Here is a 14028-nt window from a genome sequence, read left to right on the forward strand (position 1 = left end):
CAAAAGACGGCAGGCGAAGCGTCAGCACCCTTCAGGCCCGGGCTGCTTTAGCCTTCTCCACCAGCTTGGCGAAGGCCTCAGGCTCCCGAACCGCCAAGTCGGCCAGCACCTTGCGGTCCAGCTCCACCCCCGCCTTCTTGAGGCCGTTAATGAAGCTGGAGTAGTTCATGCCGTGCTGGCGGCAGGCGGCGTTGATGCGTACGATCCAGAGCTTGCGGAAGTCCCGCTTCTTGCGCTTGCGGTGGGCGAAAGCGTAGTTACCCGCGGCGAAGAGGGTTTCGCGGGCCTTGCGCACACTCTTGGAGCGCAGGCCCCAGTAGCCCTTGGCCAGCTTCAAAATCTTCTTGTGCTTCCTGCGGCGAACGACACCGGTCTTGGCGCGCGGCATCCTCTACCTCCTCACACGTAGGGCAAGAGGAGCTTCAGCCGCTCCGCCTCGGCCTTGGCCAGGGTGAACTTCCGCCCCTTCTCGCGGATCTTGCTCCCCGACTTGTGCCAGTTCAGATGCCGCTTGCCGGTCCGCATGGCCACCACCTTGCCCGAAGCGGTCACCTTCACCCGCTTCTTGGCGCCCTTATGGGTCTTCATCTTCGGCATGGTTCTCCTCCGCCCTGGGAAGCGCCCCCAATAGGGGTCTTGGGTGCTCCCCAAAGCCCTCACACTATACCAAAAGGGCTCGCCAACGTCTAGGCTGACACCTTGGCCGGGGCCAGGAGCATGTTCATGTCGCGACCCAAAAGCTCCGGCTTCATCTCCACCACCGCCAACCCCTTGAGGTCCTCGGAGACCCGCTCCAAGAGCCTCTCCCCCAGCTCGGGGTGGCTCATCTCCCGACCCCGGAACATGATGGTCACCTTGACCTTGTGACCTTCCTCCAAGAAGCGCTTGATATGGTTGAGCTTGGTCTGATAGTCGTGGTCGTCAATCTTCACCCGGAACTTGATGGACTTGACCTCGGTGCGCTTGGCCTTTTTCCGGGCTTCCTTCTCCGCCACCTGCTGCTCGTAGCGCCACTTGGAGTAGTCCATGATGCGCGCCACCGGAGGATCGGCGGTGGGGCCCACCAGGACCAGGTCCAGGTCCTGTTCCCGCGCCAGGCGCAGGGCCTCCCGGGTGTCCATGATGCCGAGCTGCTGGCCATCGGGACCGATGACCCGCACCTGCCGTGCACGGATGCGTTCGTTGGTCAGGTACTCCTTTATCTACATCACCTCCCAGCCCGCGGGTCTTTTCGGAGAAAAGCTTGCGGGCTAAAGGGAGTGTAGCAGGAAGGCGCCCCCGCCTACAATGGGGGCATGGTCCAGGTGGAGCGCGGCCGCGTGTACCAGGTCTTCCTCAACGACCCCGAGCGCCGGAACCCCCTCTCCCCCGAGATGGTGGAGGGGCTGATGGCAGCCCTGGAGGAGGCGGAGAAAGACCCCGAGGCCCGGGCCCTGGTGCTTTCCGGCAGGGGCAAAGCCTTCAGCGCCGGGGCCGATTTAGCTTTTCTGGAGAAAGTAACGGAGCTGGGGGCTGAGGAGAACTACCATCACTCCCTTTCCCTCATGCGCCTTTTCCACCGCCTCTACACCTTCCCTAAACCCACGGTGGCGGCGGTGAACGGCCCGGCGGTGGCAGGGGGAGCGGGCCTGGCTACCGCCTGCGACCTGGTGGTGATGGACGCCGAGGCCAAGCTGGGCTACACCGAGGTCAAGATCGGCTTCGTGGCCGCCTTGGTCTCGGTGATCCTGGTGCGGGCCGTGGGGGAAAAGGCGGCCAAGGACCTCCTCCTCACGGGAAGGCTCATCGGGGCAGAAGAGGCCAAGGCCCTGGGTCTGGCCAACCGGGTGGCCCCGCCGGCGAAGGCCCTCGAGGAGGCGGTGGCCCTGGCGGAGGAGGTGGCCAAGAACGCCCCCACCTCCTTGCGCCTCAGCAAGGAGCTCCTATTGGCCCTCCCGGGAATGGGCCTGGAAGACGGCTTCCGCCTGGCGGCCTTAGCCAACGCCTGGGTGCGGGAAACGGGGGACCTCAAAGAGGGCATCCGGGCCTTTTTTGAAAAGCGCCCGCCCCGGTTTTGAGGGCTCACCGGAGGCTGGGCAGGGGCTTCCCTTCGCCGTAAACTCTTCCCATGGGTATCGTCCCCGAGTGCTTCATCACCGAGATCGTGGAAAAGGACCTGCGGGAGGGGAGGTACGAAAAGCTCCGCACCCGCTTTCCCCCAGAGCCCAACGGCTACCTGCACATCGGCCACGCCCGGAGCATCGTGCTGAACTTCGGCCTGGCCCAGGACTTTGGCGGGGAGTGCAACCTGCGCTACGACGACACCAACCCGGAGACGGAAAAGGAGGAGTACGCCCGGGCCATCGAGGAGGACGTGCGCTGGCTGGGCTTCACCCCAGACCGGGTCCTCTACGCCTCCGACTATTTTGAAAAGATGTACGAGTGCGCCCTGGTCCTCATCCGAGAGGGCAAGGCCTACGTGGACGACCTCCCCGAGGAGGAGATGAGCCGCCTGCGGGCCGAGGGGAAGCCGAGCCCCTACCGGGACAGGAGCGTGGAAGAAAATCTGGAGCTATTCCAGCGCATGGCCCAGGGGGAGTTCCCCACGGGCAGCCGGGTGCTCCGGGCCAAGATCGACCCCACCCACCCCAACTTCAAGCTGCGGGACCCGGTCCTTTACCGCATCGTCCACGCCCCCCACTACCACGCCGGGGACCGGTGGGTGGTCTACCCCATGTATGACTACGCCCACCCCCTCGAGGACTTCATCGAAGGCGTGAGCCACTCCCTCTGCACCCTGGAGTTTGAGAACAACCGGGCCATCTACGACTGGGTCATCGAGAACCTGAAGGGGAAGTGCGGCCTCCCCGAGAGCCCCAGGCCCTACCAGTACGAGTTCGCCCGCCTGGACCTGAGCCACACGGTGCTCTCTAAGCGCAAGCTCATCCGGCTGGTGGAGGGGGGGTACGTCTCGGACTGGGATGACCCCCGCCTGCCCACCCTGAGGGCCCTAAGGCGGCGGGGCGTGCGGCCCGAGGCCATAAGGGAGTTCGTGCGGCGCACGGGAATCTCCAGGAACGAGGCCCTCATCGAGATGGAGCTCTTGGAGGAGGTGGTGCGGGACGACCTGAACCCCATCGCCCCCAGGGTTTTGGGGGTTTTAGACCCCTTGAAGGTGGTCCTCACCAACTACGACGGGGAGGAGTGGGTCCAGGCCCCCTACTGGCCCCGGGACATCCCCAAGGAGGGCGCAAGGCCCCTTCCTTTCTCCTCTGAGCTCTACATCGAGCGGTCCGACTTCAGCCTAACCCCTCCCAAGGGCTGGAAGCGCCTGGCCCCTGGGCAAAGGGTGCGCCTGCGCCACGCCTACGTCATCGAGCTGGAGGACGTGGTGGAGGAAAACGGGGCGGTAAAGCTTCTGAAAGCCCGCGTCGTTCCCGGCACCCTGGGGGCCAATCCTGAGGAGGGCCCCAAACCCAAGGGTGTGATCCACTGGGTTTCCGCCCACCATGCCCTCCCCGTGGAGTTCCGGCTCTACAACCGGCTTTTCCTCACCAAGGACCCCGAGGAGGGCGGGGACTTCCTAAGGAACCTGAACCCCCTGGCCCTCGAGGTCCGGCGGGGCTTTGTGGAGCCCAGCGTCCTCCAGGACCCCAAGGACACCCGCTACCAGCTGGAGCGCCTCGGCTACTTCTGGCAGGACCCGGTGGACTCGAGGCCCGAAGCCTTGGTGATGAACCGCATCGTGCCCCTCAAGGAGGGGTACCGGGCGTAATGGGCCCAGGCAGCACAAGTGCTCCGTCGTAGCAAGGTGCGAAGGAGTCCCTGAAGGGCCACAGGCAAGGCTGTCTCAGCCTTTGCCGAGAAGGCAACCTCCGCACGCGGGCACTTAGCCGTGGAAGGTGCAACGCCCCGCCCCCCTATACTAGGGGCAGATGACCCGGGAAGCGGCCCTCGCCAAGCTCACTTCCCCGGAGGTGCGCTCCCTTCTGGAGCAGCACCGGGTGCGCCGCCTCCACCTGGTGGGTTCCCACGCCCGGGGGGAGGCGGGGGAAGGAAGCGACCTGGATCTTTTGGTGGAGTTTTTCCCCATGCCTCCCGAAGAGCACGCGGCGGCCTACCTGGGGCTCCTTTTGGACCTAGAGGTCATCCTAGGGTGTCCGGTGGACCTCTTGGAGGTAGGGGCGGTACAGAACCCCTTCCTCCAGGCAAGCCTCCTCAAGGACAGGCAGGAGGTGTATGCCGCGTGAACTGGGAACCTACCTTTGGGACATCCTGCAGGCAGGGCGGGAGGTTCTGACCTTCGTGGGGGAGATGGACTTTCCTTCCTTCGCCCAGGATCCCCTCCTGAGGGCTGCGGTGGAGCGGAAGCTGGAGATCATCGGCGAGGCCCTGGCCCAAGCCCTAAAGCACTTTCCCGACCTCCGGGAGTCCTTTCCCGAAGCGCCAAAGGTCATTGCCATGCGAAACCGCCTCATTCACGCCTACGCCCAGGTGGACCCGGCGGTGGTGTACGGGGTGGTGCGAGGGCACCTGCCCAAGCTCCTGGTCAAGGTGGAGGCCAAGCTACAGGGTCTGGGGGAAGCACGGGATATAGACACACCGTAAAGTCCCCACCGCCTTCTCGCAGCCCTCATTAGTCCTTACAGAGCCTCTCAGAGCCCCACGCTCAGGCCCACCGCCCCCCCGAGGCCGAAGCCCGGAGCGGGAAGCAGGTAGTACACGGGGTGGAGCTCGGCGTAGACCCCCACCAAGGGCAGGGGCAGGTTGAGCCAAGTGCCTAAGACCGCCCGCACGCCCCCCTGGCCCCGAGCCTCCTGGGGCAGGGTGAGGGCAGGACCGGTGCCGTAAAAGGCCCCCAGACCCAGGTAGAGGTCGGTGAGGGGCACCTTGAGGAGGAGGTCCGCCCCGCCTCCCAGGGCCTCGAGGCCTGCTCCCCCGTAGACCCGGCCATCCAAAAGGAGGGGCACCAGAGGGAAGCGCAACCCCCCCTGCACCCCGAAGGGGCTCCCCGCGCTCACCTCCGCCCGCTGGGCCAGGGCCAAGGCCAAGACCACCGCCAAAACCGCCAGCACCCTACGCATGGCGCATCACCTCCAAAAGAGCCTCCACCCGGGCCATCCTCGCCTGGTGCACCCCGGGTTGGTAGTCCACGAGAACCGCCTCCACCTTCAGCATGGCCAAAGCCCGTAGGAAGGCCTCCTTCAGGGCAGGGCTTTCTAGGGAGCTCACCCGCATACCCAGGTCCGGGTGGCGGGCCAGGAAAGCCTCGGCCAGAGCCTGGGAGGTCCAGATGCCGGAAAGCCGCTGCCCCAGCGCCTCCATGACCAGGTGCTCCCCCGGCTCCCCCTCCAGCACATACCAGGTGCCCGAAAGCTCAGGCTCCACGGGCCCATAATACCCTTGTGCGCTTGGACCGCTACCTGGTGGAACGGGGCCTGGTGGAGAGCCGGGAGAAGGCGAAGAGGCTCATCGAGGCGGGCCGGGTGCAGGTAGGGGGCAAGGTGGTGGTTAAGCCCAGCTTCGCCGTACCCGAAGGGGCAGAGGTGGAGCTCCTCGCCGAGGAGCGGTACGTGGGCCGGGGGGCCTACAAGCTCCTGGGGGCCTTGGCCGCCTTCCCCGTGGACCCCCAGGACAAGGTGGCCGCCGACCTTGGGGCCAGCACCGGGGGCTTCACCCAGGTGCTCCTGGAACGGGGGGCCCGGCGGGTCTACGCCGTGGACGTGGGCCGCGGCCAGCTCCACCCCTCTCTGCGCCAGGACGCGCGGGTGGTGGCCCTGGAAGAACAGGACGCCCGCACCCTCCAGCTCCCTGAGCCCGTGGATCTGGTGGTCATGGACGTGTCCTTCATCTCCTCCACCCTCCTCCTCCCCAAGGTGAAGGAACTCCTCCGGCCTGGCGGAGAAGCCCTGGTGCTGGTGAAGCCCCAGTTTGAGCTTTGGCCCGGGGCCCACCGGGGGGTGGTGCGGGAGGAGGCCTTGAGGCGGGAGGCCTTGGAGCGGGTCAAGGGAAAAGCCCTAGGGCTGGGCTTCCAAGTGCTGGGCGAAGCCGAAAGCCCCTTGGCGGGCAAGGAGGGAAACCGGGAATTTTGGCTTTGGCTCAGGGCCCCTTGAGCCACTCCTCCGCGATCTGCACCGCGTTCAAGGCCGCCCCCTTCAGGAGCTGGTCCCCCACCACGAAGAAGTCTAGGCCGTTTTCAAAGGCCAGGCTCTGACGGATGCGCCCCACCTCCACATTCCACTTGCCGCTGGCGGTGAGGGGCATGGGGTAGCGCTTGGCCAGGGGCTCGTCCACCACCTCCACCCCGGGGGCCTGGGCTAGGACCTCCCGGGCCGCCTCCGGGGAAACAGGACGCTCGAACTCCACGCTCACCGCCTCCGCGTGGGCCCTTAGGGTAGGCACCCGCACCGCGGTGGCGCTGATGCGGAGGGAGCTATCCCCGAAGATCTTGTGGGTCTCCCAAACCACCTTCATCTCCTCACGGGTGTAGCCGTTTTCCTGGAAGGCGTCGATGTGGGGGATGACGTTGAAGGGCAGGGGGTGGGCGAAGACCTCCGCCTTAGGGGCCGCCCCGTGCAGGTAGCGGTGGGTTTCCGAAAGAAGCTCCTCCATCCCCTTGGCCCCGGCGCCGCTCGCCGCCTGGTACGTGGCCACGATGACCCTTTTGGCCCGGAAAGCCTGGTGCAAAGGCCAGAGGGCCATGGCCAGGATGGCGGTGGTGCAGTTGGGGTTGGCGATGATGCCCTGGTGGCGGAAGATCTCCTGGCGGTTCACCTCGGGCACCACCAGGGGCACGTGGGGCTCGTAGCGCCAGGCGCTAGAGTTGTCCACCACCAGGGCCCCGCCTTCTGCCCAGGTTGGGGCCAAGGCCTTGGAAAGGGAACCTCCGGCGCTGGCCAGGACCAGATCGGCGGGTAGGGACCCCTCGGGCAGGGGTTCCACGGAAAGCTCCTCTCCCCGGAAGGGAAGCCGCACCCCAGCGGAGCGGGGGGAGGCGTAGAGCCTAAGCTCGGAAAGGGGAAAGTTTCTGGCCTCGAGGACCTTGAGGATCTCCCGCCCCACGGCCCCCGTGGCCCCAACCACGGCTACCCTCACCTTATCTCCTCCTTGCTGGCTATCCAGAAGGCCACCATGCTCTCGTCTCCCAGACCTTCCTCACCCAAAGGGCTACCCCAGCACCTTGGCCCGCAGAAGGGCCGGACCCCGCAGGGGAAGGACCTCGTCCTCCTTTAGATCCAGCAAAGCCACGGTGTTTCCCTCATGGTCCACAAACTCAACCATGTAGCCACCCTTGGGATAGACCAGGACCACCGTACCCACATCCCCCGCTTCGAGGCCCACTTCCCTGTGGTCGTGCTTAAGAACCACCAAATCGTGCTCGCGGATCATTTCTCCCTCCACGGGTAGGCGGTCACCAAGCGAAAGGTATCCTCTCCCTCCCCACGATACCAAACGCTTTGCAGGAGAACTGGACCCGTGGGGCAGACCAAAGGGCCCCTTAGGATCAAGACCTCCCCATCCCCGTATAGCCCCGGGCGCCTTTGGACTTCTTGCGCCGCCTGGGCATGCAGCAAAAGCGCGAGCTCCAACACCTCCGGTGCATCCACGGGAAAACCCCTGGACAGAAAAAACCGCGCCTTGCTCCCCCCTTCTGGATGCCTGGGGTTAAGCAGGTACTCCGTCAGCTTGGACCGGGGCACGAGAAAGCCCATTCCTGCCAGTGCCCTCCCCTACCACCTAAGCTTCTCCCGCAAAAACCCCTCCAGCTCGTCCACATGGAGCCTTATCTGCTCCATGGTGTCCCGGTCCCGCACCGTCACCGTGTCCTTGAGCCTTGTGGTCCCGTCCTTGCTCTGGCCGATGGTGTCGTAGTCCACGGTGATGGCAAAGGGGGTGCCCACCTCGTCGTGGCGGCGGTAGGCCTTGCCGATGTTGCCCGTGTCCTCGTAGAGAATGCGCCCAAGGCCCAAGGCCTGGAGGCGGGCCTTCAGGGCCTTGGCGTAGCCGGTGATCTCCGGGCGGTTTCTGGCCAGGGGGATGACCGCCGCCTTGATGGGGGCGAGCTGGGGCTTGAGCTTGAGGACGATGCGCTCTTCTCCGCTCGGAAGCTCCTCCCGGGTGAAGGCCTCGGCCAAGAGGGCCAGCACCCCCCGGTCCACCCCAGCAGAGGGCTCGATGACGTAGGGCACGAACCACTTGCCGGTGTCGGGGTCGCGGTAGGCCAAGCGGGCGGTGGAGTGCTCATTCCTGAGCACCTTGGCGCTGATACCGAGCTCCTCTTGGTCCTTGGTGTGGCTTCCCAGGTCGAAGTCCGTGCGGTTGGCGATGCCCTCCAGCTCCTCCAACCCATGGGGGAAGCGGTAGAGGAGGTCCACGGTGGCCTTGGCGTAGTGGGCGAGCTCCTCCTTGGGTTGCTCGTAGGGCACTAGGTTCTCCCGGCTTAGGCCCATCTCCTGCCACCACCGAAGCCTTTCCTCCACCCAGTAGCGGTGCCAGTACTCGTCCTCGCCGGGACGGACGAAGTACTCGATCTCCATCTGCTCAAACTCCCGCACCCTAAAGATGAAGTTCCTGGGGGTGATCTCGTTGCGGAAGGCCTTGCCGATCTGGGCGATGCCGAAGGGGAGTTTGCGACTGGTGCTGTCCAAGACGTTTTTGAAGTTGATGAAAATGCCCTGGGCGGTTTCCGGGCGCAGGTAGGCGAGAGCGGCCTCCTCCTCCACCGGACCCACGTAGGTCTTGAACATCATGTTGAAGTAGCGGGGCGGGGTCCAGTCCCCGGGTTCCCCACTTGCGGGGTCCAGGACCCCGGCAGCGGTCATGGCCCCGCCGGCCCGCTCAGGGGCCTGCATCATGGCCTGGACCAGGGCGTGCAGGTTCCCCTCCTCCACCTCCATGGCCCGGAAAAGCCGCGCCAGGACCTCCTCAGGCTGGTCCTTCAAAAGATGATCCAGGCGGTAGCGCTTCTTGGTGAGGCGGTTGTCCACCATGGGGTCGGCGAAGGTGGCCTCGTGGCCCGAGTAGTAAAGCACCATGCGGTGGGTAAGGATGCTGGCGTCCAGGCCCTCCATGTCGTCCCGCTCATAGACATTTCGCCGCCACCAGGCCTGTTTCAGGTTGTTCTTGAGCTCCACACCCAAAGGCCCGTAGTCGTAGGTGCCCTGCAGGCCCCCGTAGATCTCGGAGCCCTGAAAGATGAACCCACGCCGCTTGCAAAGCGCTACCAGTTCGTCAAGGGTGCTCGCTGGCATTCGTCCTCCCACCAAGGGGCGCGCGCCCCCGATTACAGGGCATCTTACAGGAAGATGCCCGTACACGGTGGCTGCCCCATGGGCATATGCCGAAGCGGCTTGCCCATGATCTTTTGCGGGTCCAGGTCGCCGCGCGAACCCCGACAGGGTGCTTAGGCCCAAGGTGAGCCGGGGCGCAAACCCCCTCGGGGGGAGAGCTTAGGCTAGAATGTGGGAAGAGGGGAGCATGAACAGGTACGACGATCGCGCCAGGCTGGTCTTTCACTACGCGAGGGAGGAGGGAAGCCGCTTAGGCCACTCCATGATCGGCCCGGAGCACCTCCTCCTGGGCCTGATGCGCGAGGGGGGCACCGCAGCCCGCATCCTCCAGGAGTACGGGGCGAGCCTCGAGGCCATGCGCCGCATGGTGGAGGAGCTGGTGGGCCGGGGCGAGGGAAGCCGCACCGGGGAGCCCCCAGCCATCACCCCACGGGCCCGGAGGGTCATGGAGCTGGCCAGCGCCGAGGCCCGCAACATGGGGGCCCAGGTGATCGGCACCGAGCACATCCTCCTGGGCATCATCCGCGAGGGGGACGGGATCGCCTACCGCATCCTCTCCCACTTCGCCAAGGACGTGGACGCCATCCGCTGGCGGGTGCTTTCCATGGCCGAGGGCCGGGAGCGGGAAAAGCCGGTGAACACCCCCTTCCTGGACGAATATGGCCGCGACCTCACCAAGGAGGCCCGGGAAGGGAAGCTAGACCCGGTGATCGGAAGGCAGGAGGAGATCAACCGGGTCATCCAGATCCTGGCCCGGCGCACCAAAAACAACCCCGTGCTCATCGGGGATCCTGGGGTGGGCAAGACCGCCATCGTGGAAGGGCTGGCCCAGGCCATCGTGGAGGGGCGGGTGCCCCCCATCCTGCGGGGAGCCCGGGTGGTGGCCATCGACCTGGCCGGGGTGGTGGCGGGCACTAAATACCGGGGCGAGTTTGAGGAGCGCCTGCGCCAGATCATTGAGGAGCTCAAGAACGCCAAGGTCATCGCCTTCATCGACGAGCTCCACACCCTGATCGGGGCCGGGGGGGCCGAGGGCACCCTGGACGCCGCCAACATCCTGAAGCCCGCCCTGGCCCGGGGGGAGATCCAGGTGATCGGGGCCACCACCACCGGGGAGTACCACCGCTACATCGAAAAGGACGCCGCCCTGGAGAGGCGCTTCCAGCCGGTGATCGTCCTGGAGCCCTCCCCGGAGGAGACCCTGGAGATCCTGAAAGGCCTCCGTCCCCGCTACGAGGCCCACCACGGGGTCATCATCCCCGATGAGGTGCTGGAGCTTTCCGTGAAAATCGGCATCCGCTCTCTGCCGGGCCGCAACTTCCCCGACAAGGCCATCGACCTCATCGACGAGGCGGCGAGCCGGGTGCGCCTCAACGCCTCCTTGGGCCTGCCCGTGGCCGAGGAGGAGGACGGCACCCCCATCGTCACCCGGGAGGACATCGAGGCGGTGGTGGACTCCTGGGGTGGGGTCTACGTGGACGATAAGGACGACGAGAAGCTCATGCATCTGGAGGAGGAGCTCAAGAAGCGGGTGGTGGGCCAGGAGGAGGCCATCCGCGCCCTGGCCAGCGCCCTCCGCCGGGCCCGGGTGGGCCTTGGGGGAAGGACCCGGGTGGCCGCCAGCTTCCTCTTCGTGGGGCAAAGCGGGGTGGGCAAGACCCAGCTGGCCAAGGCCCTGGCCGAGGTGCTTTTCGGCTCCGAGCGCGCCCTCATCCGCTTCGACATGTCGGAGTTCCAAGAGCCCCACTCCATCTCCAAGCTCATCGGGGCCCCTCCGGGCTACGTGGGCTACGAACAGGGCGGGCGCCTCACGGAGGCCGTGCGCCGCCAGCCCTTCAGCGTGGTCCTCCTGGACGAGATCGAGAAGGCCCACCCCGACGTGTACAACACCTTCTTGCAAGTCTTGGACGAGGGCCGCCTCACCGACGGCATGGGCCGGACCGTGGACTTCCGCCGGGTGATCCTCATCATGACCTCCAACACCGGCTACAACGTGGGCCCAGCCATCGGCTTCACCAGCAAGGAGGTGGATACCGAGTCCCCCCTCAAGGCCCTCTTCACCCCCGAGTTCCTGGACCGGCTGGACGAGGTCATCCGCTTCCGCCCCCTCACCGAGGAGGAGCTGGTCCAGGTGGCCCGGCTCATGCTGGAAGATATCCAGAAGGAGCTCCAGGGCCGGGACATCGCCGTGCGCTTCGCCCCAGAGGTGGCCCGCTTCGTGGTGGATCAGGCCCCCAAGACGGGAAGCGCCCGGGCCATCCGCAGCGTGATCCGCGAGCGCATCGAAGACCCCCTCTCCCTGGCCCTCCTGAAGAAGCCCAGCGGCCACCTCTACGTGAACGTGGAGGAAGGCCACCTCACCTTCCACGAGGTGGAAGGGGAGGAGCTTCTCGTCTAGATGCCCGGCAAAAGGCCTTTCCCCCAGGCAACCTGGCCTCAGGGGAGAGGCTGATCCCGGTATGGCCAAGACCCACTACGCCTGCGTGGAGTGCGGCTACCGCACCCCCAAGCCCCTGGGGCGTTGCCCCTCCTGCGGAGCCTGGGGCAGCTTCCAGGAGGTGGCCCCCTTCCCCCACTCCCCCACCCGAGCGGCAAGGGGCAAGCCCCAGGCAGAGCCCACCGCCCTTCTTTCCCTCTCCCAGGTGGACGAAGCCGAGGATAGGCGCTTCTCCTCGGGGCTAGCTGAGGTGGACCGGGTGCTGGGCGGGGGGTTCGTGCCGGGGGAGGTGGTTCTCCTGGGGGGCGAACCCGGGGTGGGCAAGAGCACCCTCCTCCTGGAGATGGCCAAGCGCATGCCCCAAAGGGTCTACTACCTGGCGGGGGAGGAGTCCCCGGCCCAGATCAAGCTCAGGGCCAAAAGGCTTGGGATGGAGGACCTCCTCCTCCTCAGGGAAACCCGCCTCGAGCCCCTCCTCGCCCTCCTGGAGGCCGCCCCGCCCGAGGTGCTCTTCGTGGACTCGGTGCAGACCCTGGAGGCTGGGGGGAGCCCGGGAAGCCTGGTGGCGGTGCGGGAGGCCACGGGCGCCTTCGTGCGCTTCGCCAAGGCCAGCGGCACGGCGGTGGTCCTGGTGAGCCACGTGACCAAGGAGGGGGTGGTGGCGGGGCCTAAGAGCGTGGAGCACGCGGTGGACGCCACCTTATACCTGGAAACCGCCGGGGTCTACCGGGTCTTGCGGAGCGCCAAGAACCGCTTTGGGCCCGTGGGGGAGCTCGGGGTCTTCCGCATGGAGGAAGAAGGCTTGGTGGAGGTGAAAAACCCCTCGGAGGCCTTCCTCTTGGAGAGGCCCCTGGGGGTGCCGGGGAGCGCCATCGCCCTGGCCCTGGCCGGGGAGCGGGCCTTGGCCCTCGAGGTCCAGGCCCTGGCCGCCAAGACCCCCTTTCCCGCCCCCCGCCGGGTGGTGCAGGGGCTGGACCCTAGGCGGGTGGACATGGTCCTGGCGGTGCTGGAAAGGCGGCTCGGCCTTCCCCTGGGCAACCTGGACGTCTACGTGAACCTGGCGGGGGGGCTTAGGGTCTTGGACCCGGGGCTGGACCTGGCGGTGGCCCTGGCGGTGTATTCTGCGGTGGTGGGCAGGCCTTTGCCCCCCGACCTGGCCCTGGTGGGCGAGGTGGGGCTTTTGGGGGAGGTGCGGAGCGTGGTAGGGCTGGAGCGGCGGCTTAGGGAAGGGGAACGGGCGGGCTTCGCCCGCTTCCTGCACCCGGGGAACACCCGGGCCTTGGGCGAAGCGGTGGAGCAGTACCTGGGATGAACCTCCGCCTCCCCTTCTACCTCTTCTTCGCCCTCCTGGGTTACGGGCTGGCGGTGGGCCTCGAGGGCCTGGGCCTCCTCCCCCGCTCCGCAGGCCTCCTCTCCCTGAACCGGCTCTACCTGATCGCGGCGGGCTTCCTCTCCGGGGTGCTCCTGGCCCCCCGGCTGGAAGCCCTCCTGGAACCCCGCCTCCGCGCCTTGCGGGAACTCCCCCCAGAGGTGCCCGTGGCCCTCACCCTGGGGGCCACCTTGGGCCTCCTCTTCACCGTCCTCCTCACCACCCTCCTCTCCCAGGTTCCTGGCTTCTCCCCCTACCACAGCCTCTTTCTGGCCCTTTTCCTGGTGGGGCTGTTCTCCTACCTGGCCCTGGGCTACAAAGACTACCTGCGCCTGCCCCAGCGAGGGCCCCGGCCCCAGGGAGGCAAGGTGCTGGACACCAGCGTCCTGGTGGACGGCCGACTGGCAGAGGTGGCAGCTACGGGCTTCCTGGAAGGCCCCCTTTATGTGCCCCACTTCGTGCTGAAGGAACTCCAGCACTTCGCCGATAGCCAAGACCCCCTAAAGCGGGCCAAGGGCCGCCGGGGACTGGAAACCTTAGAAAGGCTAAAGGAACTCCTCCCCCTGGAGGTGCTGGAAGAAACCCCCAAAGGGGAAAGCGTGGACGAGAAGCTCCTTTTCCTGGCCCGCTCCCTGGGAGGAGCTCTGGTCAGCAACGACCTGGCCCTTTTGCAGATGGCCCGCATCTACGGGGTGAAGGCCCTTTCCGTGCAAGCCCTGGCCCAGGCCCTAAGGCCCCAGCTCCAGGTGGGGGACACCCTGAGGCTTTTGATCCTGAAGGAAGGCAAGGAGCCCCACCAGGGGGTGGGCTACCTGGAGGACGGCTCCATGGTGGTGGTGGATGGGGGCATCCGCTACCGGGGCCAGGAGGTGGAGGTGGTTATCACCCAAGCCATCCAAACCCAGGTGGGCCGCCTCTTCTTCGCCCGGCCCGCCGCCGAGGCTTAGCGCCAC

17 protein-coding genes are annotated in these 14028 nt (G+C 66.4%); 8 read left to right on the plus strand and 9 right to left on the minus strand.

What is annotated here, in order from left to right; genetic code table 11:
* Window positions 1–31 precede the first annotated feature (31 nt).
* The 3 genes from rplT to infC all read right to left on the minus strand — a co-directional run bounded on the left by rplT (window position 32) and on the right by infC (window position 1202).
* Window positions 32–388, minus strand: coding sequence for a 50S ribosomal protein L20 (gene rplT, locus L1088_RS00840; RefSeq protein ID WP_234553315.1), 357 nt, complete (start codon window positions 386–388; stop codon window positions 32–34).
* Window positions 389–399: 11 nt separating this feature from the next.
* Entirely contained in the window at window positions 400–597 is a 198-nt protein-coding gene (rpmI, locus tag L1088_RS00845) for a 50S ribosomal protein L35 (protein WP_234553316.1), read from the minus strand.
* 89 nt (window positions 598–686) lie between these two features.
* Window positions 687–1202, minus strand: a complete 516-nt coding sequence (infC, locus tag L1088_RS00850) for a translation initiation factor IF-3 (protein WP_234553487.1) — start codon at window positions 1200–1202, stop codon at window positions 687–689.
* Window positions 1203–1295: 93 nt separating this feature from the next.
* On the opposite strand from infC, the gene L1088_RS00855 reads away from it, so the two are divergent.
* The 4 genes from L1088_RS00855 (at window position 1296) to L1088_RS00870 (ending at window position 4587) form a co-directional block, all read left to right on the plus strand.
* A complete protein-coding gene (locus tag L1088_RS00855) occupies window positions 1296–2057 on the plus strand; it encodes an enoyl-CoA hydratase/isomerase family protein (RefSeq protein WP_234553317.1) in 762 nt (253 codons plus the stop codon).
* Between the two features lie 50 nt (window positions 2058–2107).
* Complete coding sequence (locus tag L1088_RS00860) at window positions 2108–3754, plus strand: glutamine--tRNA ligase/YqeY domain fusion protein (RefSeq protein ID WP_234553318.1); 1647 nt, start codon at window positions 2108–2110, stop codon at window positions 3752–3754.
* Window positions 3755–3914: 160 nt separating this feature from the next.
* Complete coding sequence (locus L1088_RS00865) at window positions 3915–4229, plus strand: nucleotidyltransferase family protein (protein ID WP_234553319.1); 315 nt, start codon at window positions 3915–3917, stop codon at window positions 4227–4229.
* A complete protein-coding gene (locus tag L1088_RS00870) occupies window positions 4219–4587 on the plus strand; it encodes a HepT-like ribonuclease domain-containing protein (protein WP_234553320.1) in 369 nt (122 codons plus the stop codon). Before L1088_RS00865 ends, L1088_RS00870 begins: the two co-directional genes overlap by 11 nt.
* 47 nt (window positions 4588–4634) lie before the next feature.
* On the opposite strand, the gene L1088_RS00875 is transcribed toward L1088_RS00870, so the two are convergent.
* Window positions 4635–5063 (minus strand): hypothetical protein, encoded by a 429-nt coding sequence (locus L1088_RS00875; protein WP_234553321.1) that lies wholly within the window; start codon window positions 5061–5063, stop codon window positions 4635–4637.
* On the minus strand, window positions 5056–5367 hold the full coding sequence (locus L1088_RS00880; RefSeq protein ID WP_038047101.1) for a DUF3234 domain-containing protein: 312 nt from the start codon (window positions 5365–5367) through the stop codon (window positions 5056–5058). Before L1088_RS00880 ends, L1088_RS00875 begins: the two co-directional genes overlap by 8 nt.
* Before the next feature lie 17 nt (window positions 5368–5384).
* Here L1088_RS00880 and L1088_RS00885 point away from each other — a divergent pair, with 17 nt between their 5' ends.
* Complete coding sequence (locus L1088_RS00885; RefSeq protein ID WP_234553322.1) at window positions 5385–6092, plus strand: TlyA family RNA methyltransferase; 708 nt, start codon at window positions 5385–5387, stop codon at window positions 6090–6092.
* On the opposite strand, the gene L1088_RS00890 is transcribed toward L1088_RS00885, so the two are convergent.
* The 4 genes from L1088_RS00890 to L1088_RS00900 all read right to left on the minus strand — a co-directional run bounded on the left by L1088_RS00890 (window position 6079) and on the right by L1088_RS00900 (window position 9230).
* Window positions 6079–7074, minus strand: a complete 996-nt coding sequence (locus L1088_RS00890) for an aspartate-semialdehyde dehydrogenase (protein ID WP_234553323.1) — start codon at window positions 7072–7074, stop codon at window positions 6079–6081. The genes L1088_RS00885 and L1088_RS00890 overlap by 14 nt on opposite strands.
* A 72-nt stretch (window positions 7075–7146) precedes the next feature.
* Complete coding sequence (locus L1088_RS00895) at window positions 7147–7368, minus strand: DUF4926 domain-containing protein (protein WP_038047110.1); 222 nt, start codon at window positions 7366–7368, stop codon at window positions 7147–7149.
* Window positions 7365–7691, minus strand: a complete 327-nt coding sequence (locus L1088_RS12520; RefSeq protein WP_326490741.1) for a DUF6883 domain-containing protein — start codon at window positions 7689–7691, stop codon at window positions 7365–7367. The genes L1088_RS00895 and L1088_RS12520 overlap by 4 nt, the downstream gene beginning before the upstream one ends.
* A gap of 18 nt (window positions 7692–7709) precedes the next feature.
* Complete coding sequence (locus tag L1088_RS00900) at window positions 7710–9230, minus strand: glycine--tRNA ligase (RefSeq protein WP_234553324.1); 1521 nt, start codon at window positions 9228–9230, stop codon at window positions 7710–7712.
* A 226-nt stretch (window positions 9231–9456) separates the two neighbouring features.
* Here L1088_RS00900 and L1088_RS00905 point away from each other — a divergent pair, with 226 nt between their 5' ends.
* The 3 genes from L1088_RS00905 to L1088_RS00915 all read left to right on the plus strand — a co-directional run bounded on the left by L1088_RS00905 (window position 9457) and on the right by L1088_RS00915 (window position 14022).
* Window positions 9457–11667, plus strand: coding sequence for an ATP-dependent Clp protease ATP-binding subunit (locus L1088_RS00905; protein ID WP_038049508.1), 2211 nt, complete (start codon window positions 9457–9459; stop codon window positions 11665–11667).
* Window positions 11668–11728: 61 nt separating this feature from the next.
* Window positions 11729–13018 (plus strand): DNA repair protein RadA, encoded by a 1290-nt coding sequence (radA, locus tag L1088_RS00910; protein WP_234553325.1) that lies wholly within the window; start codon window positions 11729–11731, stop codon window positions 13016–13018.
* A complete protein-coding gene (locus tag L1088_RS00915) occupies window positions 13015–14022 on the plus strand; it encodes a PIN/TRAM domain-containing protein (RefSeq protein WP_234553326.1) in 1008 nt (335 codons plus the stop codon). The genes radA and L1088_RS00915 overlap by 4 nt, the downstream gene beginning before the upstream one ends.
* The last annotated feature ends 6 nt before the right edge of the window (window positions 14023–14028 follow it).

The sequence above is a fragment of the Thermus caliditerrae genome, assembly GCF_021462525.1.
GTDB lineage: Bacteria > Deinococcota > Deinococci > Deinococcales > Thermaceae > Thermus > Thermus caliditerrae.

Coding starts and splice junctions, on each gene's coding strand:
- L1088_RS00855 (WP_234553317.1), top strand. CDS start 1,296: ATGGTCCAGGTGGAGCGCGGCCGCGTGTACCAGGTCTTCCTCAACGAC.
- radA (WP_234553325.1), top strand. CDS start 11,729: ATGGCCAAGACCCACTACGCCTGCGTGGAGTGCGGCTACCGCACCCCC.
- L1088_RS00895 (WP_038047110.1), bottom strand. CDS start 7,368: ATGATCCGCGAGCACGATTTGGTGGTTCTTAAGCACGACCACAGGGAA.
- L1088_RS00865 (WP_234553319.1), top strand. CDS start 3,915: ATGACCCGGGAAGCGGCCCTCGCCAAGCTCACTTCCCCGGAGGTGCGC.
- rpmI (WP_234553316.1), bottom strand. CDS start 597: ATGCCGAAGATGAAGACCCATAAGGGCGCCAAGAAGCGGGTGAAGGTG.
- rplT (WP_234553315.1), bottom strand. CDS start 388: ATGCCGCGCGCCAAGACCGGTGTCGTTCGCCGCAGGAAGCACAAGAAG.
- L1088_RS00905 (WP_038049508.1), top strand. CDS start 9,457: ATGAACAGGTACGACGATCGCGCCAGGCTGGTCTTTCACTACGCGAGG.
- L1088_RS00875 (WP_234553321.1), bottom strand. CDS start 5,063: ATGCGTAGGGTGCTGGCGGTTTTGGCGGTGGTCTTGGCCTTGGCCCTG.
- L1088_RS00860 (WP_234553318.1), top strand. CDS start 2,108: ATGGGTATCGTCCCCGAGTGCTTCATCACCGAGATCGTGGAAAAGGAC.
- L1088_RS12520 (WP_326490741.1), bottom strand. CDS start 7,691: ATGGGCTTTCTCGTGCCCCGGTCCAAGCTGACGGAGTACCTGCTTAAC.
- L1088_RS00900 (WP_234553324.1), bottom strand. CDS start 9,230: ATGCCAGCGAGCACCCTTGACGAACTGGTAGCGCTTTGCAAGCGGCGT.
- L1088_RS00915 (WP_234553326.1), top strand. CDS start 13,015: ATGAACCTCCGCCTCCCCTTCTACCTCTTCTTCGCCCTCCTGGGTTAC.
- L1088_RS00870 (WP_234553320.1), top strand. CDS start 4,219: ATGCCGCGTGAACTGGGAACCTACCTTTGGGACATCCTGCAGGCAGGG.